This is a genomic window from Streptomyces marispadix (assembly GCF_022524345.1).
Taxonomy (GTDB): Bacteria; Actinomycetota; Actinomycetes; order Streptomycetales; family Streptomycetaceae; genus Streptomyces; species Streptomyces marispadix.
In genome coordinates this window covers 4306043-4328382 of record NZ_JAKWJU010000002.1, presented here as the reverse complement: position 1 = coordinate 4328382, position 22340 = coordinate 4306043, and the positions used below count along the sequence as shown (strand labels likewise).

Below are 22340 nucleotides of genomic sequence, written 5' to 3'. Positions count from 1 at the left end.
CGGATAGCCTACGAACCGGTAGCCGCACGCTGACGAGTAGGAGCCCCACGCCGATGTCCGAGCAGTCCGAGCAGGAGAGCCCTGACATCCACACGACCGCGGGGAAGATCGCGGACTTCGAACGCCGTGCCGCCGAGGCGACTCACGCGGGCTCGCAGCGAGCGGTGGAGAAGCAGCACGCGAAGGGCAAGCTGACCGCGCGTGAGCGGGTCGACCTGCTGCTCGACGAGGGAAGCTTCACGGAGCTGGACGAGTTCGCACGCCACCGCTCGACCAACTTCGGCCTGGAGAAGAACCGTCCGTACGGCGACGGCGTCGTCACGGGATACGGCACGGTCGACGGCCGTCCCGTGTGCGTCTACTCGCAGGACTTCACGATCTTCGGCGGCTCCCTCGGCGAGGTCTACGGCGAGAAGATCGTCAAGGTCATGGACTTCGCGCTGAAGAACGGCTGCCCGATCATCGGCATCAACGACGGCGGCGGCGCCCGTATCCAGGAAGGCGTCGTCGCGCTGGGCCTGTTCGCGGAGATCTTCCGCAGGAACGTGCACGCTTCGGGTGTCGTACCGCAGATCAGCCTCATCGTCGGCCCCTGCGCGGGAGGCGCGGTCTACTCGCCGGCGATCACCGACTTCACGGTGATGGTCGACCAGACCTCGCACATGTTCATCACCGGGCCCGACGTCATCAAGACGGTGACCGGCGAGGACGTCGGCTTCGAGGAGCTGGGCGGAGCCCGTACGCACAACGCCACTTCGGGCGTCGCGCACCACATGTCGGGCGACGAGAAGGACGCCGTCGAGTACGTCAAGGCGCTGCTGTCCTACCTGCCCTCCAACAACCTCTCCGAGCCGCCCGTCTTCCCCGAGGAGGCGGACCTGGAGACCTCCGACGAGGACCGCGAACTCGACACGCTGATCCCCGACTCCGCGAACCAGCCGTACGACATGCACTCCGCGATCGAGCACGTGCTGGACGACGGCGAATTCCTGGAGACGCAGGCGCTGTTCGCGCCGAACATCATCACCGGCTTCGGGCGGATCGAGGGCCAGTCGGTGGGCGTCGTCGCCAACCAGCCGCTTCAGTTCGCCGGTTGCCTCAACATCGACGCGAGCGAGAAGGCGGCGCGCTTCGTGCGCACCTGCGACGCCTTCAACGTCCCCGTCATCACCTTCGTCGACGTGCCGGGCTTCCTGCCGGGCACCGACCAGGAGTACGACGGCATCATCCGCCGCGGCGCCAAGCTCATCTACGCCTACGCGGAGGCGACGGTGCCGCTGGTCACGGTCATCACGCGGAAGGCGTTCGGCGGCGCGTACGACGTCATGGGCTCCAAGCACCTCGGCGCCGACCTCAACTTCGCCTGGCCCACGGCGCAGATCGCCGTCATGGGAGCGCAGGGAGCGGTCAACATCCTCTACCGCAAGCGGCTCGCGGGCGTGGAGGACGAGGACGAACGCGAGGCGCTGCGCGCGGAGTTGACGCAAGAGTACGAGGACGCGCTGCTGAATCCGTATGCCGCGGCCGAACGCGGGTATGTGGACGCTGTGATCATGCCGTCCGAGACCCGCCGCCACATCACCCGTGGTCTGCGCACGCTGCGCTCCAAGCGGGAACAGCTCCCCCCGAAGAAGCACGGCAACATCCCGCTGTGAGGAGGCCGTTCGCCATGCTCGACCCGACGACGGAGACGACGGAGGAGCGCGGAGAGCACCCGCCCATGCCGCCGGTCAAGGTGGTGCGGGGCAATCCGACCCCCGAGGAGCTGGCAGCCGCGCTCGCGGTGGTGCGGGCGCGGGCGGCCGCGATGGCGTCCGAGGCGCCTGCCGTGCGTACTGCTCAGGAGTGGTCCGACCCCGCTCGTACGGTGCCCAGGCGCGTGCCGCATCCGGGGCCCAAGGCGTGGCGTACGACGTACTGGCCTGCCTGAGGTGCCTGCGTCCGGCCCCGCGGGCGGCGGCGCGCAAGCCCTGCTCGACCGGGCCGCCGCCGGGGCGGGTTCCGCTCCGTTGCGAGCCGGACGGCCGGAAGGCCGGGCACGAATGAGTACGCGTACTCAGGCGCGCCCCGCCGCGCCCCACGCAGCATGGGAATCATGCTGTGGTCCGACCCCCGTGACGAGCCTCCGAAGGAGATGCGCGCGACCCTGGCGATGCTGCGGCGCCTCTACTGGCTGCTGCCCGTCGTCATCATCGCGTCCTTCGTGCTTGCCAACGTGCGGCCGGACGCATGACGGGCACCGGACGCATGATGGTCGTACGCCCGCGCACGCTCGTACTCACGGGCAGGGCACGGGCGTTGGGGCGTAGGGCATGATCACGCGACCCACTCGTGATCGCGTGACGCTGGACCTTCGCGATCCCATGACCCTCGTGACCTTCGCGATCCCGTGACCCTCGTGATCGGCGTGAGCGCGGGGCACTGCCGCACACCCGGCCCCGCCCGGCCGCCGGCCTGACCGGAGGGCGAGCGGCCTACGTCGACCGTTGCCTACGATTGCGGGCATGGCCTCCCCGACTTCGCGCTCCGCACAGCGGCGACCGGCGACTCCCGCACGCCGCCTCGTTCTCGCATCCGCCTCCCCCGCCCGGCTGGGGCTGCTGCGGCAGTCCGGTTTCGCACCCCAGGTGATCGTCAGCGGAGTCGACGAGGACGCGCTGTCGGCGCCGACCCCGGGCGAACTCGCCCGCGTACTGGCCGAGGCGAAGGCCCGCGCGGTCGCCGCACTTCCGCAGGCGGCGGACGCGCTCGTCGTGGGCTGCGACTCGGTGCTGGAACTGGACGGAGAGCCCCTGGGCAAGCCCGCCGACGCCGAGGAGGCGACCGCCCGCTGGAAGGCGATGCGCGGGCGCTCCGGCGTACTTCGGACCGGGCACTGCGTGATCGACACCCTTGACGGCAGGGAGACTTCGGCGACGGCTTCGACCACGGTTCACTTCGGCGAGCCGACCGACGAGGAGATCGCCGCCTATGTGGCCACGGGCGAACCCGTGCATGTGGCAGGCGCGTTCACGCTCGACGGGCACTCGGCGCCGTTCGTCAAGGGCATCGAGGGCGACCACGGGACCGTGATCGGGCTGTCGCTGCCGCTGCTCCGCGAACTCCTCGCGCGGCTCGACGTGGCCGTCACCGATCTGTGGTCGTGAGCGTCCGCACCGCGTAGCGACCCTCGGGGGCGGCAGATCGGTGCGGCCCGAACGGCATGGCACATACGCCGGTTGACCACGGCGCGGCGAACAGCCGTCCTACGGCGCCGACGGCTCCGGATGCGGGCCGCCCGGTGCGTCCGAGGGACCGGAGGGGGCCGAGTCGGCCGGGGCAGTCCCCGAACCGCCTTCCGCCACGCCCTCTTCGACGCTGTACGACAGCAGCGACCAGACGATCAGCCCCAGCACCACCATCATGAACAGGAACGCCACCCAGCCGACCAGTCCCACCGAGGCGGCCCCCAGCAGTCCGTGCACCACGGCGGCGCTGATCAGCACGATGCGCAGCAGCCCGGCGGGCGCTTTGTCGCGGATCGCGGTACGGGCCAACACCAGCGCGCAGAGCAGGAGATACGCCCCGAAGAGCGCGCCCGCCACCACCGCCGACAGCGACATCGAGCGAGGTTCGAGCCCGGCCATGGACATCTGCTGTTCGTCGACGACCATGCCGAGAAAGATGTTCAGCAGAACGATGCCGACCGCCTCGATCACCAGTATCAGCGCCGCGGCTGCGGCCACCGACCGTCGGAGCCCCACCTCGCCCACCCTCTTCCGCTTTTCACCGGCCATGACCGATGTGTTTCGTTACCTGGAGTACGTCGCCATGGCACCGCGAACGCTACTTACGGGTATCACAGCGGGCAAGAGCCCCGGCGCGAAGCAAAGTTTCCCCCCGCGTTTCATAGGAACCCCACAAAGACCGGCGCACCCGCCAGGCTGTGCGCTGCGGAGACCTTGACCACATCCGAAGATCCCCGAGCTTCACACGAATCCCGGCGTACCTTGGGATGACGGGGAACACGCAGGACCGTGACGGCCGCACGTCACGGTCCGTGTGGGAAAGCTCACGCCCGTGGGCGCCTCGGCTGGTGGTGTCGCCAGTACCTAAACTCTCTGAGCACACTCACCACTTCTAATCCTCTTGCGGCGCAGCGCCAAGTAGGGAGACATCGTGCGCAAGGTGCTCATCGCCAACCGCGGCGAAATCGCTGTTCGCGTCGCCCGTGCCTGCCGGGATGCGGGGATCGCGAGCGTCGCCGTCTATGCCGAACCTGACCGGGACGCACTGCATGTCCGGGTCGCGGACGAGGCGTTCGCTCTGGGCGGTGACACCCCCGCGGCCAGCTACCTCGACATGAGCAAGGTGCTCAAGGCCGCGGCCGATTCCGGCGCCGACGCCATCCACCCCGGCTACGGATTCCTCTCCGAGAACGCCGACTTCGCCCAGGCCGTCCTCGACGCCGGCCTCACCTGGATCGGCCCGCCTCCGGACGCCATCCGCCAGCTCGGCGACAAAGTCGCCGCCCGCCACATCGCCCAGGCCGCCGGCGCACCGCTGGTCGCCGGCACCAAAGACCCCGTCTCCGGCGCCGAAGCGAAGTCGTGGCCTTCGCCGAGGAACACGGCCTGCCCATCGCCATCAAAGCCGCCTTCGGCGGCGGCGGACGCGGCCTGAAAGTCGCACGCTCCCTGGACGAAGTCGAGGAACTCTACGACTCGGCGGTCCGCGAAGCCGTCGCCGCCTTCGGCCGCGGCGAATGCTTCGTCGAGCGCTACCTCGACCGGCCCCGCCACGTCGAAACCCAGTGCCTGGCCGACAAGTTCGGCAACGTCGTCGTGGTCTCCACACGCGACTGCTCGCTCCAGCGCCGCCACCAGAAGCTCGTGGAGGAAGCCCCCGCCCCGTTCCTGACGGCGGAGCAGAACGCCGAGCTGTACCGCGCGTCGAAGGCCATTTTGCGGGAGGCCGGCTACCAAGGCGCCGGCACCTGCGAATTCCTCGTCGGCCAGGACGGAACCATCTCCTTCCTCGAAGTCAACACACGCCTCCAGGTCGAACACCCCGTCACCGAGGAAGTCACCGGCATCGACCTCGTCCGCGAGATGTTCCGCATCGCCGACGGCGAACGCCTCGACTACGACGACCCCGAACTGCGCGGCCACTCCTTCGAGTTCCGTATCAACGGCGAGGACCCCGGCCGCAACTTCCTCCCCGCGCCCGGCACCGTCACCACCTTCGCCCCGCCTTCGGGCCCCGGCGTGCGGCTGGACGCGGGCGTGGAGTCCGGCTCGGTCATCGGCCCCGCCTGGGACTCACTGCTGGCCAAGCTGATCGTCACCGGCGCCACCCGCCGCCAGGCCCTGCAACGAGCCGCGCGGGCGCTGGGAGAATTCACCGTCGAGGGCATGGCCACCGCCCTGCCCTTCCACCGCACCGTCGTCACCGACCCCGCCTTCGCCCCCGAGGTCAACGGTCGCGAAGACGCCCCGTTCGACGTCCACACCCGCTGGATCGAGACGGAATTCGTCAACGACATCGCCCCGTTCACCGCGCCGGGCACCGACACCGAAGACGACGAGGGCACACGTGAGACCGTCGTCGTCGAAGTCGGCGGCAAGCGCCTGGAGGTCTCCCTTCCCTCCTCCCTGGGCGTCACGGCCGCACCCGCCGCCGGCGCCGGGAAGAAGCCGAAGCGGAAGGCGGCGAAGAAGACCGGCAGCGCCTCATCCGGCGACGCCCTCGCCTCCCCCATGCAAGGCACCATCGTCAAGGTCGCCGTCGAAGAGGGCCAGCACGTCGAAGAAGGCGAACTCGTCGTCGTGCTCGAAGCGATGAAGATGGAACAACCCCTCAACGCCCACCGCACCGGCACCGTCAAGGACCTCCGCGCCGAGGTCGGCAACTCCCTCTCCGCAGGCACCGTCATCTGCGAGATCAAGGACTGAGCACGGTGAGCGCGGTCCGGGACCGCTGAACCAGACGCGGGCACACCGCAGGCACCCGCCGCTCCCTCATCGGGGCGCGGCGGGCGCTTCGTTTCTGCTCTTCCTGATCTGCGCTTCCTGTCTGCGCTTCGTCTCGCGTACAGGGCCGGAACTCGCCCTGCTCGTCATTCGTACGGCTACGGGCGGGAGTTCAGCGGCGCCTGGGAGCGAGATCCGCCACGCGCCCGCCCACGGACGGCTGTTCGGGAAGCGACGGCGCGCTGCGCAACTGCGGCGGTGCCGAACTGCCGCCGCCCGGCGGCACATTGCGCCGCTGGCCGGGCATCGGCACATCGCGTCTGCCCGCCCCTTCCTGAGACTTCTCCCCGCGGCTGCCGCGCCCCCCGGGTCCGCCCGGCACCGGAGCCTGCGCCTCGGCGGCTCCACCCGGTGACATCCCGGCGACGGTGATCTGCACGCCCTGGTCGGCCAGCGCCTGCAACTCCGTACCGGCGCGGTCCTCTTGGGGCGGCGGCTTGTCGGTCACCAGGCGCGTCATGACGTCCGTGGGGACCGTCTGGAACATCGTGTCCGTACCGAGCTTGGTGTGGTCCGCGAGGACGACGACCTCCGACGCGGCCTGCACCAGGGCCCTGTCGACGCTGGCCGAGAGCATGTTGGAGGTGGACAGGCCGCGCTCCGCGGTCAGCCCGCTGCCCGAGAGGAAGGCACGCGAGACACGCAGCCCTTGCAGTGACTGCTCGGCTCCGCTGCCGACCAGCGCGTAGTTGGAGCCGCGCAGAGTGCCTCCCGTCATCACCACCTCGACACGGTTGGCGTGCGCCAACGCCTGTGCCACGAGCAGGGAGTTGGTCACCACCGTCAGGCCGGGCACACGGGCCAGGCGGCGCGCGAGCTCCTGCGTGGTGGTGCCCGCACCGACCACGATGGCCTCGCCCTCCTCGACGAGTCCGGCGGCGAGATCGGCGATCGCCGTCTTCTCCGCGGTCGCCGTATGCGACTTCTGAGGGAAGCCGGTCTCGCGGGTGAAGCCTCCGGGCAGTACCGCTCCGCCGTGCCGGCGGTCCAGCAGCCCTTCTGCCTCCAGGGCCCGTACGTCCCGGCGCACGGTCACTTCGGAGGTCTGGACGACGCGGGCGAGCTCACGGAGCGAGACGGCTCCGTTGGCGCGCACCATTTCCAGGATGAGTTGGCGACGTTCTGCAGCGAACACGGAACTGACAGTAACCCCAACGACCGTCTGCTTTCAGCAGTTTTCGTCGATTATTGGAAGCTGCCCATAGCTGAACTTGCCGCATGATATAGAAAGAAACGGACGAACTGTCCGGACGGTTCAGCCGTCCTGAGCCGTCTTCCGCGTGTGCAACTGCCGCGCGACCTCGCCGATCGAGCCGGTCAACGACGGGTACACGGTGAAGGTGTTGGCGATCTGCCCCACCGTGAGGTTGTTGTCCACCGCCACCGACAGCGGATGGATCAGCTCGCTCGCCCGCGGAGCCACCACGACCCCGCCGACCACGATGCCCGTGCCCGGCCGGCAGAACAGCTTCACGAAACCGTCCCTGATGCCCTGCATCTTCGCCCGCGGATTGCGCAGCAGCGGCAGCTTCACGGACCAGGCGTCCATCCGTCCCTCGTCCACGTCCGCCTGGCTGTAGCCGACGGTGGCGATCTCCGGATCGGTGAAGACGTTCGACGAGACCGCCTTCAGATTGAGCGGCGTGACCGTCTCCCCGAGGAAGTGGTACATCGCGATACGGCCCTGCATCGCCGCGACCGACGCGAGCGCGAACACGCCCGTGCAGTCGCCCGCCGCGTACACACCGGGCGCCGACGTACGGGAGACCTTGTCGGTCCAGATGTGCCCGGAGTCCTTCAGCCGCACCCCGGCCTCCTCCAGGCCCATGTCCGCGGTGTTGGGGACCGCGCCGACGGCGACGAGGCAGTGGCTTCCCGTGATGGTGCGGCCGTCCTGCAACTCCACCTCGACCTTGTCCCCGACGCGCCTCGCGGAGGCCGCACGGGAACGCGCCATCACATTCATGCCGCGCCGCCTGAAGACGTCCTCCAGCACGGCCGCCGCATCCGGGTCCTCACCGGGCAGCACCCGGTCACGGGAGGAGACGAGGGTGACGTGCGAGCCCAACGCCCGGTAGGCGCCCGCGAATTCGGCCCCGGTGACTCCGGAGCCGACCACGATCAGCTCCTCGGGCAGCTCGTCGAGGTCGTAGACCTGCTTCCAGTTGAGGATCCGCTCGCCGTCCGGCTTGGCGTCCGGGATCTCACGGGGATGACCGCCGGTCGCGACCAGCACGGCATCGGCCGCCAGCCGCTCCTCGGGCTCGCCCGCGGCGTCGCCGGTCGGCGTGACCACGACCTGCCGCGAACCGTCCGGCGCCCGCGAGGGCTCCAGCCTTCCCCGGCCGCGCAGCACCCTTACGCCGGCACGCGTCACGGCCGCGACGATGTCGTGGGACTGCGCCAGCGCGAGGCGCTTCACCCTGCGGTTGACCTTGCCGAGGTCGACGCCCACGACGCGGGCGGGGTCGTCCGGGTCGTGCGTGCTGTCCTCGACGCGGATGCCCAGCTCCTCGTAGGAGGAGTCGAAGTTCGTCATGACCTCGGCCGTGGCGATCAGGGTCTTGGAGGGCACGCAGTCGGTGAGGACCGACGCGCCTCCCAGGCCGTCGCAGTCCACGACGGTCACTTCGGCGCCGAGCTGCGCCGCTACGAGTGCGGCCTCATAGCCGCCGGGTCCGCCACCGATGATCACGATCCGAGTCACATGGCCCATTGTCCCGCACGGGCGGGGCCGGGCGGGTGCGGGGGCCATGAGGGCGACGGTCCGGGAGCCCGCCCCAGCGCCGTACGGGAGCCGTTCACTCAGCCGTGCACGGTGCCGCTCCAGGGCCCGATCAAGGGGGTGTTCAGGGGCCGGGCCGGCCGGTGGTCGAGGTACGGATGCGCCACCCCACTCGCCACCACCGACCCGGCGAGGGACTCCCGTACCCTCGTCGTCATGTCCCTCTACGCCGCTTACGCCGCGAACCTCGACGCGCGGCTGATGTCGCGCCGAGCCCCGCACTCCCCGCTGCGCGGCACCGGATGGGTCACCGGCTGGCGGCTGACGTTCGGCGGCGAGCAGATGGGCTGGGAGGGCGCGCTGGCCACGGTCGTCGAGGCGCCGGCGTCGGAGATCTTCGTGGCGCTGTACGACATCGCGCCCATGGACGAGGAGTCGCTGGACCGCTGGGAGGGCGTCGGCATGAGCATCTACCGGCGTACGAAGCTGCGGGTCCACACGCTGGACGGCGAAGTGACGGCCTGGTGCTACGTCCTCAACGGCTACGAGGGCGGCCTCCCCTCCGCGCGCTACCTCGGCGACATCGCGGACGCGGCCGAATCCGCGGGCGCACCCCACGACTACGTGATGGAGATCCGCAAGCGGCCCTGCTGAGCCGCACGCGTCCGTGCGCCCGCTCGGACCGGAGCCGCCCGCGGCCTGACGGCCCGGCAGCACGACCGCCCGGCGGCTTGACGGCTTGACGACCGACGACCTGACGACCCGGCGGCCCGACGGCCCGTCAGGAAGGTCACCGTCGTCGCGGCACCGTACGGCGAGAGAAGGGGCCGGAGCGGCCGGGCCGCACGCGGAGGCCGACGCGTTTCTCGTACTCCGGCGAGGGACCGAGGAATTCCGGCAGTGTGCGTTTCGGCCTCGCTCACGACCTTGCCGAGGGGACCGCGAAGGGGCTCCGGCCCACCGGGACACGCCCCCGCGCTCGCCACCGGCCCGGCCGCGCCCCGCACCGACGCACGTAGCAGCACGTCAAGGCGTTTCCGGCGCCCGCCGCGACTCCTCGGACCGTCCCCGCGCGGGCGTGCACCCGGGTCCCGCTTCGCCGCCGTGAATGCGCCACGCGAGCACACGTACCTACGGAGTCCTCTACGCGCGTAGGCTCGAAACCGCTACGCTCATCGCGTGAACGAATCCGTATCGAACACCGCCGACGATCCGTACCGTTCCGCCGATTCCGCAGCCGTCCGGCTGCGGGAGCTGACCGGTGCGGACAGCCACGACGTCGTCCTCGTGATGGGCTCCGGATGGGTGCCCGCCGCGGACGCGCTCGGGGCGCCCGAGTCCGAGTTCCCGGTGACGGAGCTGCCTGGCTTCCCCCCGCCTGCCGTGGAGGGCCACGCGGGCACCGTGCGCTCCCATGAGCTGGGCGACAAGCGGGTGCTGGTCTTCCTCGGCCGGACCCACTACTACGAGGGCCGCGGTGTCGCCGCCGTCACGCACGGGGTCCGTACGGCCGTGGCCGCGGGCTGCAAGACCGTCGTGCTCACCAACGGCTGCGGCGGTCTGCGCGGCGACATGGTCCCCGGGCAGCCCGTGCTGATCAAGGATCACATCAACCTCACAGCCACCTCCCCCATCGTCGGCGCCAACTTCGTCGACCTCACCGACCTGTACTCGTCCCGGCTGCGCGCCCTCTGCCAGGAGGTCGAGCCGTCACTCGAAGAGGGCGTCTACGTCCAGTTCCCCGGGCCCCACTACGAGACGCCCGCCGAGATCAACATGGTCCGTGCGATCGGCGGGGACCTGGTGGGGATGTCCACCGTGCTGGAGGCGATCGCGGCACGCGAGGCGGGGGCCGAGGTGCTGGGCATCTCTCTCGTGACGAATCTCGCCGCGGGCATGACGGGTGAACCTCTCAACCATGAGGAAGTGCTTCAGGCGGGCCGTGAATCGGCCGCCCGCATGGGGTCGCTGCTGGCGCGGGTGCTGAACCGGATGTGACCGGTCCGGCGCCTGGGGCTCGGGCACACCGGCACCCCGCGTACCGGTGACCGCCGGCGGGCACCGGCTCCGCGCCACGGCGGGGCCGTCGTACCGCGGTACGGAAGAGAGAGGCAGAGCTGTGCAGGACGATGTGACGGAACTTCTCGCCCGCGCCCGGGACTGGCACGCAGAGGACCCGGACCCGGAGACCCGTGAGGAGCTGGCGAAGCTCATCGAGGTCGAGGACCGGGCGGAGCTGGCGGCGCGCTTCGCGGGGACCCTCCAGTTCGGTACGGCAGGGCTCCGCGGTGAACTGGGCGCCGGGCCGATGCGGATGAACCGTTCCGTCGTGATCCGTGCGGCGGCCGGGCTTGCCGCGTACCTGCACGACGAGGCACAGGAGCGAGCACAGCAGCGGGCACAGCGGCGGGGGCGGCCCGGGTCCGCAGACGAACGTCGGCCGGGCGCCCACGAGGCCGGGGACGGGACCGAAGAAGGAGCCGGGGAGCGCCCCGGGCTCGTCGTCATCGGCTACGACGCCCGCCACAAGAGCCACGACTTCGCCCGCGACACCGCTTCCGTGATGACCGGCGCCGGACTGCGTGCCGTGCTGCTGCCGCGTCCGCTGCCCACGCCCGTACTCGCCTACGCCGTACGGCACTTGAGGGCCGCCGCCGGCGTCATGGTCACCGCCAGCCACAACCCGCCGCGCGACAACGGCTACAAGGTCTATCTCGGCGGTGCGGGCTCGCAGATCGTCCCGCCCGTCGACGCGGCCATCGCCGCACGAATCGACGCGGTCGGCCCCCTCGCGGGCGTGCCGCTCCCCGAGTCCGGCTGGGAGGTGCTCGGCGAGGACATCGTCGAGAGCTATCTGGCCCGTACGGGCGCGGTGCTGACCGAGGGCACGCCCCGGGACCTGCGGATCGTGCACACCGCTCTGCACGGCGTGGGCTCGGACACCGTGCTCGCCGCCTTCCGCCGCGCGGGCTTCCCCGAGCCGGTCGCGGTGCGCCGCCAGGCCGTGCCCGACCCGGACTTCCCGACGGTCTCCTTCCCCAACCCGGAGGAGCCCGGCGCCATGGACCTCGCCTTCGACACGGCGTGCGAGACGTCCGCGTCCACCGGCCCGGTGGACCTCGTCATCGCCAACGACCCGGACGCCGACCGCTGCGCCGTCGCCGTGCCCGACCCGGCAGCCGACGGCGGCTGGCGCATGCTGCGGGGCGACGACGTGGGCGCGCTGCTGGCCACGCATCTCGTGCACAAGCGTGCTCACGGCACGTTCGCCACGACGATCGTCTCCTCGTCGCTGCTCTCGCGGATCGCGCACGCCGCCGACCTGCCGTACGAGGAGACGCTGACCGGCTTCAAGTGGCTCGGCCGCGTCGAGGGACTGCGCTACGCGTACGAGGAGGCGCTGGGTTACTGCGTCGACCCCGAGGGCGTATGCGACAAGGACGGCGTCACGGCGGCGCTGCTCGTGGCCGAACTGGCCGCCGAACTCAAGCAGGCCGACCGCTCGTTGACGGATCTGCTGGACGACCTGGCCGTCGAGCACGGGCTGCACGCCACCGACCAGCTCTCGGTGCGCGTCGCCGATCTGGGCCGCATCGCCTCCGCGATGGAGCGGCTGCGGTCGGCGCCGCCGGTCTCGCTGGCGGGTCTGGCCGTCGTCTCCGCCGAGGACCTCAGCGAGGGCTCCGACCGGCTTCCGCCGACGGACGGCCTGCGCTACCAGTTGGCCGGCGACCCTCGGGCGGGCGTGGAGAAAGCCCGCGTGGTGGTACGTCCCAGCGGTACGGAACCGAAGCTCAAGTGCTATCTGGAGGTCGTCGTCCCGGTACGGGACCAGGCGGCGCTGGCGAAGGCGCGTGCCGACGCGGAGTCGCTACTGGCCGCGCTGAAAGCGGACTTGGGCGCAGCGGCGGGGCTCTGACCGTGCTCTGAGGGGGGCGGGGACCCTCGCTGGTCGCTGTCGGTGCGCTCCGTACGCCCCGCGGTTGTTCCGTCGGCGGTCAGGCGCCCGGCGGCCGGGCGGAGAGATTGCCGTTGACGGCGCGGGCCGCGCGCTCGGCGTCGTCGACGGTGATGACGAACTCCCTGCCGCCCACGAGCCGCAGCCACAGCGCGTCCCCCGCGCGAAGCGAGACGGCGCTGCGCTTCGGCAGCCAGCGGTAGCCCCAGCCGCCCAGCTCCATGGGCCGCGCGCTCCTGGCGAAGGCTTCCGTGACCTTGCTGAGCGGTATGCGGCGCCGCAGCGGCGGTACGACAACCGAGCGGACGGTGACGTCCTGCCCGGTCACCGACACCCGCACCGAGCCCACGGCCAGCAGCGCGACCGCGCCCGCGAGGGCGCCGAGGAAGACGAGCACGCGGTCGCTGAAGAGGGACGCCAGTACGAGGAAGGCCACGGCCAGCAGCCCGCCGCTGACCAGCATCCACGGCGCTGCGACGCTGCCGCTCCACTCCATGGGCCCGCCACCGCTTCTCCGCTCGCTTCCACTCATGTGCCCTCCCTTGTCGCGGACGGCGCGGCCGGTCGGTCTCCGGCGTCGCCACGGGGCCGGCCGTCCCACGCGATGCCTTTCCGTTCTCTGATGCCGCAACCGTGGCTGTTCGACAGGGACTTGACGGCCTCGTACGCATGACCGCCGCTCGCCGCCCGGGGCAGGAATCGAAGCCGGAGCGGGATCTGCCCCGGGACAGGAGACGAGGAAGGCCCGCCGGGGACCTCGTACGAGGTCTCCGACGGGCCGGGGGCTACGGCTCAGACCCGGGCTCAGCGCCCGAATGCACCGCCGCGCACCGCTCGCGTACCGGCCGGGCAGTACACGGCCACCCGCTTCGCACCGCTCAACGCCGGTGTGATGTAGCGGCGGTTGTTGGAGCAGTCCGCGAAGACGCGCCAGTACGTCCCCGAGCACGAGACGGCGAACGTACGGCCGGAGAGATACGGGTCCCAGCAGCGCAGGGCCGCTCCGGCGACCGGCGGGTGGACGGCGGTGCCGCCCGGTGACTCGAAAGCGGCCCCGCCGCGTACGGCACCGGTCCGCAGATCGGTCTGCGTGTAGGTCGCGTAGCCGCGGTCCGTGGTGTGTGCTTGGGCAGAAGGCGCCATCACTCCGCCGAACCCGAGCGCCAGCGTGGCACTCGCCCCCAGCACTGCCAGAGTTCTCTTGATCTTCACTTCTGTCTCTCGCTTTCTCGCTGCCGGCCGACTTGGCCGAAAGCCCCCGAAGGGCTTGCGCTCAGATTCACGGCCGAGCGGCAGCGGAACAAGAGAACTCGATTCGACTGACGATATGCATTCGCGGCCCGAATCAAGTGGCGGGCTATGCCGCCGATGAGAGAAACCGATTCGGCAACCCGGGCCCCGCGATTGGGAATTCACTCGCGCGAGCGAACGGCGGGACTGCCGTGCGGGCGTCTCGCGGGATCGTCCGTGAGCTGCTGTGATGCGGTGCCGGAGTGCTGGTGCGCGCCGTGGGTCGCCGCACTACGAGGCCGGTGTTCCGTACTCCTACGGGCCTTGCGACGGCTGACGAAAGGGATGGCAGAGGGATGACGGAGGGCTAACGGACAGGGGCGAGAACGGCGTGAACGGGAACGCGCCGCTGGCACCGCGCCGAAAGCGCCCGCCCTCAACAGACGGCGCGATTCCCGGTGTTCGGCGCGGAATTGCGCGTGCTCAGAAAACGGCCAGCAGCACCGCGAGCGCAACGGCGCCCGCGAGGGCCGGTGCCGCGATCTCGTAAGCCCAGCGGACGGTGACATCGCCCTGCGCGGCGGGGTTCTCGCCGTGGTCCGCGGCGAGGGTGCGCAGTTCGTCGATGGCACGGTCCGAGGGCGCACGCTGCTCGCCCACGTCGTCCCCGCCGGGCACGCCGCCGAGCCCGAAGAGACCCGTGGGCCGGGCAGGGGCGGTCACGGCGACACCACGGGCGGCGGCCCGCTCCGCGCGTTCGGTGCGGCGGGACGCGCGCTTGCGGGCGCGCAGCGAGACCGGGATCGACCAGAGCTGATACTTGGCGCCGTCGGCGAAGACTTCGCTGGAATAACCGGCGCGCAGGGCCTCGACCTTGCCCCAGGGGACGGTGATCGTGCGGAAGGGATTGCGTACGCGCATCCGGTGCGGTCCCGCGTAGACGGCCGGGCGGAGCGTGAACGCCACCACGAGCGGGACCGCGAACACGAGGCCGAAGAGAGCGGTCAGACGGGTGTGGTTGTCGCCGTTGAGCAGGGCGTCGGTGCCGAGCCACACGGCGAGGAGGAGCAGCAGGACCCCGCCGGCGATCGCGCCGGGCGAGCGGTAGCAGCGATCGGCATACGCGGGGGGCTCGGGCTCGGCGGCGGGCTCGGCCTCCCGCGCCGACTCCCGCGCGGACTCGGTCTCCGGCTTCTCGGCCTCGGGCTTCCCTTTCGGCTCGGACACGGTCGTGGCGCCTGCGTCCTCGCCGGTGCCTGCGTTGCCGTCCGTGCCTGCGTCCTCGCCGGTGCCTGCGCCGGGCGCGGCCTCGTCCTCCTGCCCGTTCCGTGGCTCACGCTCGCGTTCGGGTCGGGGCTCGCTACTCATGAGGCCTGATTCTGCCGGACCGTCCGTATGGCGGACATTGCGGCTCGGCATCGATCTGCGCGCCCCTGGCCGCCTTCGTCGCCGTCCGGCGGCGAACCGCCACGGCCCCCGCCTGCCCCGGGCCGCCCGACTGCCGCCCGCCTTCTGCCGCCCGCATCCCGCCCCCGCTCGCCTCCTCCCGTATGCGATTGGCCCCTACCGACAGCGCTACGCGTGTAGATATGCTCCTCTGGTGACCATGTCTTCAGCGTCCACAGCGTCCACAGCCACGGCGCCCCCAGGCTCGGCGCCCCAAGCCCCGGCGTCCTCCGCCTCAGCCTCCGCGCTCGCGGACGTGACCGCCTCCGACGCCGCGTTGCGCCGCTATCTGCACGGCCTGCCCGGCGTAGACGCGGTCGGCCTCGAAGCCCGCGCCGCGACCCTCGCCACACGGTCGATCAAGACGACGGCCAAGGCGTACGCCATCGACCTCGCGATCTCGATGATCGACCTGACCACCCTCGAAGGGGCGGACACCCCGGGCAAGGTGCGTTCCCTGTGCGCCAAGGGCGCCAACCCGGACCCGAGCGACCGCAGCACGCCCCAAGTCGCCGCGATCTGCGTCTACTCCGACATGGCGGCCGTCGCCAGGCAGGCCCTCGCCTCGGGCGGCGGCGAGGACATCAAGGTGGCGTCCGTGGCCACCGCGTTCCCCTCCGGCCGCGCCGCGCTGTCCGTGAAGCTGGCCGACACCAGGGAGGCCGTCGCGGCGGGCGCCGACGAGATCGACATGGTGATCGACCGCGGCGCGTTCCTCGCGGGCGACTACGGCAAGGTCTTCGAGGAGATCCAGGCCGTGAAGGACGCCTGCAAACGGCCCGGCGGAGGTTCGGCCCATCTGAAGGTGATCTTCGAGAACGGCGAGCTGTCGACGTACGACAACATTCGCCGCGTCTCCTGGCTGGCGATGCTCGCGGGCGCCGACTTCATCAAGACCTCGACCGGCAAGGTCGCCGTGAACGCCACGCTCCCCAACACCCTCCTGATGCTGGAGGCCGTACGCGACTTCCGCGCGGCCACGGGCACACAGATCGGCGTGAAGCCGGCGGGAGGCATCCGCAGCTCCAAGGACGCCATCCGGTATCTGGTCGTCGTCAACGAGACGGCCGGGCCCGACTGGCTGAGCCCGGACTGGTTCCGCTTCGGCGCCTCCAGCCTGCTCAACGACCTGCTGATGCAGCGCCAGAAGCTGAAGACCGGCCGCTATTCCGGTCCCGACTACGTGACGGTGGACTGAGGCAGAGATGGCACAGGCACAGACGCCACAGAGGACGAGCACAGAGCGGATCTTCGAGTACGCACCCGCGCCAGAGTCACGCGCGATCGTCGACATCGCCCCTTCCTACGGGCTGTTCATCGACGGCGGGTTCCGTGAGGCGGCCGCCGGCAAGGTCTTCAAGACCGTCTCGCCCGCCACCGAAGAGGTGCTCTCCGAGGTCGCGCAGGCAGACGAGGAGGACGTCGATGCGGCGGTGCGGGCCGCGCGTGCGGCGTTCCCGGCCTGGTCGGCGCTGCCGGGCGGCGAACGCGCGAAGTACGTGTTCCGTATCGCGCGCATCATCCAGGAGCGTTCACGCGAACTGGCCGTACTGGAGACGCTGGACAACGGCAAGCCGATCCGTGAGACCCGGGACGCCGATCTACCGCTGGTCGCCGCGCACTTCTTCTACTACGCGGGCTGGGCGGACAAGCTCGCGCACGCCGGGCTGGGCCCCGACCCGAGGCCGCTGGGCGTCGCCGGGCAGGTCATCCCGTGGAACTTCCCGCTGCTGATGCTGGCTTGGAAGATCGCCCCGGCGCTGGCGACCGGCAACACCGTGGTGCTCAAACCGGCCGAGACGACGCCGCTCTCGGCGCTCTTCTTCGCCGACGTATGCCGGCAGGCGGGCCTGCCCAAGGGCGTCGTCAACATCGTCACCGGTGACGGCGCTACGGGTGCGGCTCTGGTCGGGCACCCGGACGTCGACAAGGTCGCGTTCACCGGCTCGACGGCCGTGGGCAAGGAGATCGCCCGTACGGTCGCGGGCACCCGTAAGAAGCTCACCCTCGAACTGGGCGGCAAGGGCGCCAACATCGTCTTCGACGACGCACCGATCGACCAGGCCGTCGAGGGCATCGTCAACGGCATCTACTTCAACCAGGGCCAGGTGTGCTGCGCCGGCTCCCGGCTGCTCGTGCAGGAGTCCGTGCAGGAGGAGCTGCTGGACGCGCTGAAGCGGCGGCTGAGCACCCTGCGCGTCGGCGACCCGATGGACAAGAACACCGACATCGGCGCCATCAACTCCGCGGAGCAGCTCGCCCGTATCACCGAGCTCGCCGACTCCGGCGAGGCCGAGGGCGCCGAACGCTGGTCCGCGCCCTGCGAGTTGCCCTCCAACGGCTACTGGTTCGCGCCGACGCTCTTCACGGGCGTGAGCCAGGCGCACCGGATCGCCCGCGAGGAGATCTTCGGGCCGGTGCTCTCCGTGCTGACCTTCCGTACGCCGGACGAGGCCGTGGCGAAGGCCAACAACACGCCGTACGGGCTCTCGGCGGGCATCTGGACGGAGAAGGGGTCGCGAATCCTGTCCATGGCGAACAGGCTGCGGGCGGGGGTCGTCTGGGCCAACACGTTCAACAAGTTCGATCCGACGTCGCCCTTCGGCGGCTACAAGGAGTCGGGTTTCGGCCGCGAAGGCGGGCGGCACGGTCTGGAGGCTTACCTCGATGTCCGATGAAGCGAAGAAGACCGCGAAGTCCGGGCGCTCCGCGGCCGGTAAGCCCGCCAGGGCGGCGAGTCCCGGAAAGACCGGGGCCAAGTCATCGGCGGGGGCGAGGACTTCGGTCCGCGCACCGGCCAGGCTCGACGTGCTGAAGACCTACAAGCTCTTCATCGGCGGCAAGTTCCCGCGCAGCGAGAGCGGACGGGTGTACGAGGTGACCGACTCCGAGGGCGACTGGCTCGCCAACGCACCGCAGTCCTCCCGCAAGGACGCCCGCGACGCGGTCGCCGCCGCACGCAAGGCGTTCGGCGGCTGGTCGGGAGCGACGGCCTACAACCGGGGGCAGATCCTCTACCGCGTCGCGGAGATGCTGGAGGGGCGGCGGGAGCAGTTCGCGTCCGAAGTCGCCGCGGCGGAGGGCCTGTCGACGGCCGCGGCCACCGCCCAGGTCGACGCGGCGATCGACCGCTGGGTCTGGTACGCGGGCTGGTCCGACAAGATCGCCCAGGTCGCGGGCGGCGCGAACCCGGTCGCGGGCCCGTTCTTCAACCTCTCGACGCCCGAACCCACCGGCGTCGTCGCCGTGTTGGCGCCGCAGGAGTCCTCCCTGCTGGGGCTGGCCTCCGTACTCGCACCGGTGATCGTCACCGGCAACACGGCCGTGCTGGTCCCGTCCGAGAAGGCGCCGCTTCCCGCGCTGTCGCTGTCGGAGGTCCTGGCGACCTCGGACGTACCGGGCGGCGTGGTCAACGTCCTCTCCGGCCGCACCCGCGAGGTCGCGACGACGCTCGCCGCCCACCAGGACGTCAACGCGCTGGATCTGGCGGGCGCGGCGGGCGACGCGGAGCTGGCGAAGGAGCTGGAGACGACGGCGGCGGAGAACCTCAAGCGGGTGCTGCGCCCGGAGGGCGACGGTCCTGCGGACTGGTCCACCGACCCCGGCACCTCACGGCTCCTCGCCTTCCTGGAGACGAAGACGGTCTGGCACCCGATCGGGGTGTGACCACGGGAGGCAGGGCTGCCGATGCCCGAACTGGCCGCCTGGAGCTGCGAGTTCGGGCTTGGCTTATCCCGGCCCATACGGCCCCCGGCCCTACGACCCCACCTTCACCGTCTTGGGGAGAGACGGGGGATGGTCGCATTCCTTCACCGCGTGCCGCAGAAAGGACAGCGCAAGATCAGCGGCACGTTCGCGTTGTTCAGTCGTTTCGGCGTCGGGAGCTTCGTCGGCGATGACGGTGACAATCATCCTCCCGTTCTTGAGGAGGGATTCACCTCCCAGCCGTGCATAAGAGCAGGGCGCGGCCAGTGATGCGCTGCCCGCGCCGGAGATCCCGGACAGACCTGCCGAGGCGGAGATCGGCTTCGGCGGCCCGTCCATCTCCTGGGACGACAAAAATCGCTGGTCGGACCCCGCTCCAGGGATCTGATTACCCCTGGAGGCGAACCATGCACGGGCCTTCAGGACCCGGGAGCCCTCGGAGAGGAACACACACTGACCGGAGTAGCCGATGCCGCCCGGTTCACGGAAGCGTGCTTCGAGACGCTCGACACCGTCAGGCAGCAGCCCGACGACGTTCCGGGAGTCCTTATCGCTCTGCCACACCTTGTCGTCGCACTTGGCCTGCGGGAGCAGTTCCTCGGTGTTGTTCCCGCAGGCGCTCGCTAAGGGCAGCAGTAGCGTGATGACTGCGGCGGCCGTCCACCTTCGCACGAATTCTCCCTCCGGCAGGGCCTACTTCTCAGCTTCTTCTGGGCGGTTTGTGGCGTACGAGTCCACGTCGTCCCGGGCGAGGCCGTAGCCGTCTTCCACACCGTCCTTGATGGCTGTCCGCCATTCGTCCTCCGAGATGCCCGGCGGCGGGTGAACTCCTGCTCGTTCCAAGCTGTTTGTGATGTTCTGATGGGTCTGCGACTGGTGCTGGTTGTACTCCCCTGCCGCATCCCATGAAGCCGGCATGGAGGTGTCCTGCTTCGCCGCGTCGACGATGCCGCCGATGACGAGCTTTCCGGCCTCGGCGCCCGCGGCTCCACCGGCCGCTGCCCCGACGCCGCCACCGCCCACGGCGCCCAGCCCGGCGCCTCCGACAGAAATGACGCCTTCCGCGAACTTGCCTCCGGACTCGAGGGCGTCGTTGAACTCCTTGTCCTTTTCGATGCCCTCGCGCAAGATCTCGTCGCTGCGGGCGGTCGCGATGATTCCTTCGCTGTTGCCGACGACTCTGGAGATCTGTTCCATCTTCTCCTTGGGCGGCAAGTCGTACGCCTCGGGGTTGTGACCGTGGTAGCTGATGAGCTGGGCGGCGTACTGCTGCTGTCCTAGGTGCAGGGCCGCATTGCCTTCCGGGTCGCTGCCGACCGCGTACATGAACCGTGCTGCCTCATGTTCCCTCAGCGGAACCTCGGCGCCATGGATCGGCATGATCTTGTCGTCGAGATGCTTATCCAGGTAGAGGCCGCGATTCAGGTCCGCCATGTACTCGGCACCCATCTTCCCCAGGCCGTCGGACAGAGGGCCGCTGGCCAGATCCTGATTCTCCGCGACGTCCTTTACGACCCGGCCCATGAGGTCTGCCTGCTCCTGCGTACGCGGCGGGGGAGGGTTCTCTGGCGGCTGGTCGTACGGATGGCCGGTGGTGGCAGCGTGCAGGGCATTGCCGAGGTGGCCCTTGTCGCCGTCGCCTCCATGCCACTCCCGGTCCTTGAGCAAATAGTCCAGGTTGTCGATGTCCCCGTCGTCCGTCCCCGTGGTCTTGCCGCTCAGGAAGTCCGTCGCCGCGTCGGGGTTGTGGCCGAGTCCGTCCATGAAACCGGACATCGGGTCCTGGCCGATGAGGCCGTAGTCGTGGGTGTTGAGCGGCCAATCGCTTTCGCGGCCCGAGCCGAGGAAGTTGACCTTGTCGTTCTCGTACTTGACGAGGTCGTGGCCGAAGGACTTGAGCGTTTCGTCGTCCCATTCGCCGTGCCGCATCAGGCTGGCGGTGATCTGGTAGCCCTGGAGGCTGTTGCGGCCGCCGGGGCCGGAGTGGCGGTCGAAGTGCTGGCCGTTCTCCGCGAGCAGGTCCCGCTGGAACTTGTCCATCGCCGGGTCGTTGATCTGGGTCGCGGTGCCGAGGGTGGTGCCGAGGCTCTTCTGGAGTCTCTGGAGCTGGGCCTTGCTCGCGCGGCCGTCCGTCGGAGGCGGGTTCATCAGGGTCATGTAGTTGTCGAGTGTGCCCCGGGCTCCGGTCTGCTGGGCGAACTTCTGCGCGAAGACCGGGTCCTGGCCGTTCTTCTCCAGCAGGGTGCTCAATTCGTCGATCTGGGTGGGGCTCAGGCGGCGGCCCTGCTTCAGCAGGTCCGAGGCGTGCTGGGCGTCCTGCTGTGCCTTCACGGCCTCGTCGAGGGTCTGGTGTCCGTCCTTGTTGAAGGTGTGGTCGTCCTCGCCGTTGTTGTCGGCACGGAGGGAGGCCGCAGCCGCGGTGTCGGCCTCGGTAGCTGCCTTCAGTAACTGCTGGAGTTCGCCGTACTTCTGCTGGATGAGCTGGTTGCGCCCCTGCAACCACTTGTCGTAGTCGGCGTCGTGCTGCGCGGTCCGATCCGACTTCGTCGGGTGGTGGTCGGTGATCTGCCCCTGGGCATCGATCTGGAGATGCTGCTCGGCGAGACCGTCCGCGAACTTGCGCAGTTTCTTCTTGTGTTCGTCCAGGTCGTGATGGATGTCGTCCAGCAGCTTCGACATCCTTCCTGCCTCACCGGCCGCGGCGGAGATCTGCTCCTTGTTCTTGGCGACGGTGTGTCCGGCCTCGGTGGCCGCCTTGCCTTCCCAGTGCTGTTGCAGACGGCGCCGCACCTGGTTCTCGTATCTGTCGCCTAGACCCTCGTACGCGGCCTTCAGCCGGCGCCACTCCTGTGCGGCCTGCTGGATTCCGGATAAATCGGCGCCGTTCACCTGCGCATACGTCAGCATGAGCTGCCCCCCTCGTCAGCCGAAATCCGCCTGGATCTTCTGGATGTTGGCGTTCTCTTCGATCTCGCGCTTGGTGTACTGGTCGGCAGAAGACTTCAGCTTCTCGGCCACGGACTGCATCTGCTGATGCAGATGCTTGACCTGGTCGTTCCATCGGTTGGCGAAGTCGCCGAGGGCGGCGGCAGTCTGCCAGCCACCCGCCTTGCCCAGCTTGGTGCCGGCGTCACGTACGACGTCGTCGGCCTTGTTGTCCGCTCTGCGGAACTCCACCTGGATCTCGGCGAGTTCACCGGCCGCCTTGTTCAGCTCGGCGCTGTCGACTTTGGTCTGACCCATGAATGCCCCCCGTTGGGCTACT

At 70.0% G+C, this 22340-nt stretch carries 19 protein-coding genes and 1 pseudogene; 11 read left to right on the top strand and 9 right to left on the bottom strand.

The annotated features are described in order from the left end of the window. Positions 1–53: 53 nt before the first annotated feature. The 4 genes from MMA15_RS18215 (at position 54) to MMA15_RS18200 (ending at position 3146) form a co-directional block, all read left to right on the top strand. Positions 54–1655, top strand: coding sequence for an acyl-CoA carboxylase subunit beta (locus tag MMA15_RS18215; protein WP_241061104.1), 1602 nt, complete (start codon positions 54–56; stop codon positions 1653–1655). A gap of 65 nt (positions 1656–1720) precedes the next feature. Then, the gene (locus MMA15_RS18210; RefSeq protein WP_241063274.1) at positions 1721–1930 is read left to right on the top strand and encodes an acyl-CoA carboxylase epsilon subunit; all 210 of its coding nucleotides are present in this window, start codon (positions 1721–1723) and stop codon (positions 1928–1930) included. A gap of 165 nt (positions 1931–2095) precedes the next feature. After that, the gene (mmpB, locus tag MMA15_RS18205; protein WP_241061102.1) at positions 2096–2233 is read left to right on the top strand and encodes a morphogenic membrane protein MmpB; all 138 of its coding nucleotides are present in this window, start codon (positions 2096–2098) and stop codon (positions 2231–2233) included. Between the two features lie 271 nt (positions 2234–2504). Further along, on the top strand, positions 2505–3146 hold the full coding sequence (locus MMA15_RS18200; protein WP_241061100.1) for a nucleoside triphosphate pyrophosphatase: 642 nt from the start codon (positions 2505–2507) through the stop codon (positions 3144–3146). 99 nt (positions 3147–3245) lie between these two features. Here the strand turns inward: MMA15_RS18200 and MMA15_RS18195 are convergent, their stop codons facing one another. Continuing rightward, positions 3246–3743, bottom strand: a complete 498-nt coding sequence (locus tag MMA15_RS18195) for a hypothetical protein (protein WP_241061098.1) — start codon at positions 3741–3743, stop codon at positions 3246–3248. A gap of 415 nt (positions 3744–4158) precedes the next feature. On the opposite strand from MMA15_RS18195, the pseudogene MMA15_RS18185 reads away from it, so the two are divergent. Then, a pseudogene (locus MMA15_RS18185) lies at positions 4159–5933 on the top strand (acetyl/propionyl/methylcrotonyl-CoA carboxylase subunit alpha). Positions 5934–6123: 190 nt separating this feature from the next. On the opposite strand, the gene MMA15_RS18180 reads toward MMA15_RS18185, so the two are convergent. Together MMA15_RS18180 and MMA15_RS18175 are read right to left on the bottom strand one after the other, a co-directional pair. Then, the gene (locus MMA15_RS18180; RefSeq protein ID WP_241063273.1) at positions 6124–7110 is read right to left on the bottom strand and encodes a DeoR/GlpR family DNA-binding transcription regulator; all 987 of its coding nucleotides are present in this window, start codon (positions 7108–7110) and stop codon (positions 6124–6126) included. Between the two features lie 156 nt (positions 7111–7266). Then, on the bottom strand, positions 7267–8727 hold the full coding sequence (locus MMA15_RS18175; RefSeq protein WP_241061092.1) for an NAD(P)H-quinone dehydrogenase: 1461 nt from the start codon (positions 8725–8727) through the stop codon (positions 7267–7269). Positions 8728–8952: 225 nt separating this feature from the next. Here MMA15_RS18175 and MMA15_RS18170 point away from each other — a divergent pair, with 225 nt between their 5' ends. The 3 genes from MMA15_RS18170 (at position 8953) to MMA15_RS18160 (ending at position 12655) form a co-directional block, all read left to right on the top strand. Further along, entirely contained in the window at positions 8953–9390 is a 438-nt protein-coding gene (locus tag MMA15_RS18170; RefSeq protein WP_241061089.1) for a gamma-glutamylcyclotransferase family protein, read from the top strand. Between the two features lie 525 nt (positions 9391–9915). After that, a complete protein-coding gene (locus tag MMA15_RS18165; protein WP_241061087.1) occupies positions 9916–10734 on the top strand; it encodes a purine-nucleoside phosphorylase in 819 nt (272 codons plus the stop codon). Between the two features lie 121 nt (positions 10735–10855). Then, entirely contained in the window at positions 10856–12655 is a 1800-nt protein-coding gene (locus MMA15_RS18160; RefSeq protein ID WP_241061085.1) for a phospho-sugar mutase, read from the top strand. Between the two features lie 79 nt (positions 12656–12734). On the opposite strand, the gene MMA15_RS18155 is transcribed toward MMA15_RS18160, so the two are convergent. From MMA15_RS18155 to MMA15_RS18145, 3 genes are all read right to left on the bottom strand, one after another. Continuing rightward, positions 12735–13226: a hypothetical protein gene (locus tag MMA15_RS18155; RefSeq protein ID WP_241061083.1), complete on the bottom strand. Its 492-nt coding sequence runs from the start codon at positions 13224–13226 to the stop codon at positions 12735–12737. A 272-nt stretch (positions 13227–13498) separates the two neighbouring features. Further along, entirely contained in the window at positions 13499–13906 is a 408-nt protein-coding gene (locus tag MMA15_RS18150) for a hypothetical protein (RefSeq protein WP_241061081.1), read from the bottom strand. A 501-nt stretch (positions 13907–14407) separates the two neighbouring features. Then, positions 14408–15292, bottom strand: a complete 885-nt coding sequence (locus MMA15_RS18145; RefSeq protein WP_277400382.1) for a PH domain-containing protein — start codon at positions 15290–15292, stop codon at positions 14408–14410. 238 nt (positions 15293–15530) lie between these two features. Here MMA15_RS18145 and deoC point away from each other — a divergent pair, with 238 nt between their 5' ends. From deoC to MMA15_RS18130, 3 genes are read left to right on the top strand one after another with little or no spacing between them, the layout of a single operon-like run. Further along, complete coding sequence (gene deoC, locus MMA15_RS18140) at positions 15531–16568, top strand: deoxyribose-phosphate aldolase (RefSeq protein WP_241063271.1); 1038 nt, start codon at positions 15531–15533, stop codon at positions 16566–16568. Positions 16569–16575: 7 nt separating this feature from the next. Next, positions 16576–18048 carry an aldehyde dehydrogenase family protein gene (locus MMA15_RS18135; RefSeq protein WP_241061079.1) on the top strand — a complete coding sequence of 491 codons (1473 nt, stop codon included), beginning with the start codon at positions 16576–16578 and terminating at the stop codon, positions 18046–18048. Beyond that, positions 18038–19036 (top strand): aldehyde dehydrogenase family protein, encoded by a 999-nt coding sequence (locus tag MMA15_RS18130; protein ID WP_241061078.1) that lies wholly within the window; start codon positions 18038–18040, stop codon positions 19034–19036. The genes MMA15_RS18135 and MMA15_RS18130 overlap by 11 nt, the downstream gene beginning before the upstream one ends. A gap of 90 nt (positions 19037–19126) precedes the next feature. Here MMA15_RS18130 and MMA15_RS18125 read toward each other — a convergent pair whose 3' ends face one another. The 3 genes from MMA15_RS18125 to MMA15_RS18115 are packed head-to-tail and all read right to left on the bottom strand — an operon-like array spanning position 19127 to position 22318. Next, positions 19127–19747, bottom strand: coding sequence for a hypothetical protein (locus MMA15_RS18125; RefSeq protein WP_241061076.1), 621 nt, complete (start codon positions 19745–19747; stop codon positions 19127–19129). Positions 19748–19768: 21 nt separating this feature from the next. Next, complete coding sequence (locus MMA15_RS18120) at positions 19769–21982, bottom strand: DUF6571 family protein (protein WP_241061074.1); 2214 nt, start codon at positions 21980–21982, stop codon at positions 19769–19771. Positions 21983–21997: 15 nt separating this feature from the next. After that, positions 21998–22318 (bottom strand): type VII secretion target, encoded by a 321-nt coding sequence (locus MMA15_RS18115; RefSeq protein WP_241061072.1) that lies wholly within the window; start codon positions 22316–22318, stop codon positions 21998–22000. Between the last annotated feature and the right edge of the window lie 22 nt (positions 22319–22340).

What these genes read in the sequence shown, in the direction of transcription:
- deoC (WP_241063271.1), top strand. Translation starts at nt 15,531, where the DNA reads ATGTCTTCAGCGTCCACAGCGTCCACAGCCACGGCGCCCCCAGGCTCG.
- MMA15_RS18175 (WP_241061092.1), bottom strand. Translation starts at nt 8,727, where the DNA reads ATGGGCCATGTGACTCGGATCGTGATCATCGGTGGCGGACCCGGCGGC.
- MMA15_RS18215 (WP_241061104.1), top strand. Translation starts at nt 54, where the DNA reads ATGTCCGAGCAGTCCGAGCAGGAGAGCCCTGACATCCACACGACCGCG.
- mmpB (WP_241061102.1), top strand. Translation starts at nt 2,096, where the DNA reads ATGCTGTGGTCCGACCCCCGTGACGAGCCTCCGAAGGAGATGCGCGCG.
- MMA15_RS18170 (WP_241061089.1), top strand. Translation starts at nt 8,953, where the DNA reads ATGTCCCTCTACGCCGCTTACGCCGCGAACCTCGACGCGCGGCTGATG.
- MMA15_RS18145 (WP_277400382.1), bottom strand. Translation starts at nt 15,292, where the DNA reads ATGAGTAGCGAGCCCCGACCCGAACGCGAGCGTGAGCCACGGAACGGG.
- MMA15_RS18120 (WP_241061074.1), bottom strand. Translation starts at nt 21,982, where the DNA reads ATGCTGACGTATGCGCAGGTGAACGGCGCCGATTTATCCGGAATCCAG.
- MMA15_RS18200 (WP_241061100.1), top strand. Translation starts at nt 2,505, where the DNA reads ATGGCCTCCCCGACTTCGCGCTCCGCACAGCGGCGACCGGCGACTCCC.
- MMA15_RS18135 (WP_241061079.1), top strand. Translation starts at nt 16,576, where the DNA reads ATGGCACAGGCACAGACGCCACAGAGGACGAGCACAGAGCGGATCTTC.
- MMA15_RS18130 (WP_241061078.1), top strand. Translation starts at nt 18,038, where the DNA reads ATGTCCGATGAAGCGAAGAAGACCGCGAAGTCCGGGCGCTCCGCGGCC.
- MMA15_RS18180 (WP_241063273.1), bottom strand. Translation starts at nt 7,110, where the DNA reads ATGGTGCGCGCCAACGGAGCCGTCTCGCTCCGTGAGCTCGCCCGCGTC.
- MMA15_RS18155 (WP_241061083.1), bottom strand. Translation starts at nt 13,226, where the DNA reads ATGAGTGGAAGCGAGCGGAGAAGCGGTGGCGGGCCCATGGAGTGGAGC.
- MMA15_RS18115 (WP_241061072.1), bottom strand. Translation starts at nt 22,318, where the DNA reads ATGGGTCAGACCAAAGTCGACAGCGCCGAGCTGAACAAGGCGGCCGGT.
- MMA15_RS18210 (WP_241063274.1), top strand. Translation starts at nt 1,721, where the DNA reads ATGCCGCCGGTCAAGGTGGTGCGGGGCAATCCGACCCCCGAGGAGCTG.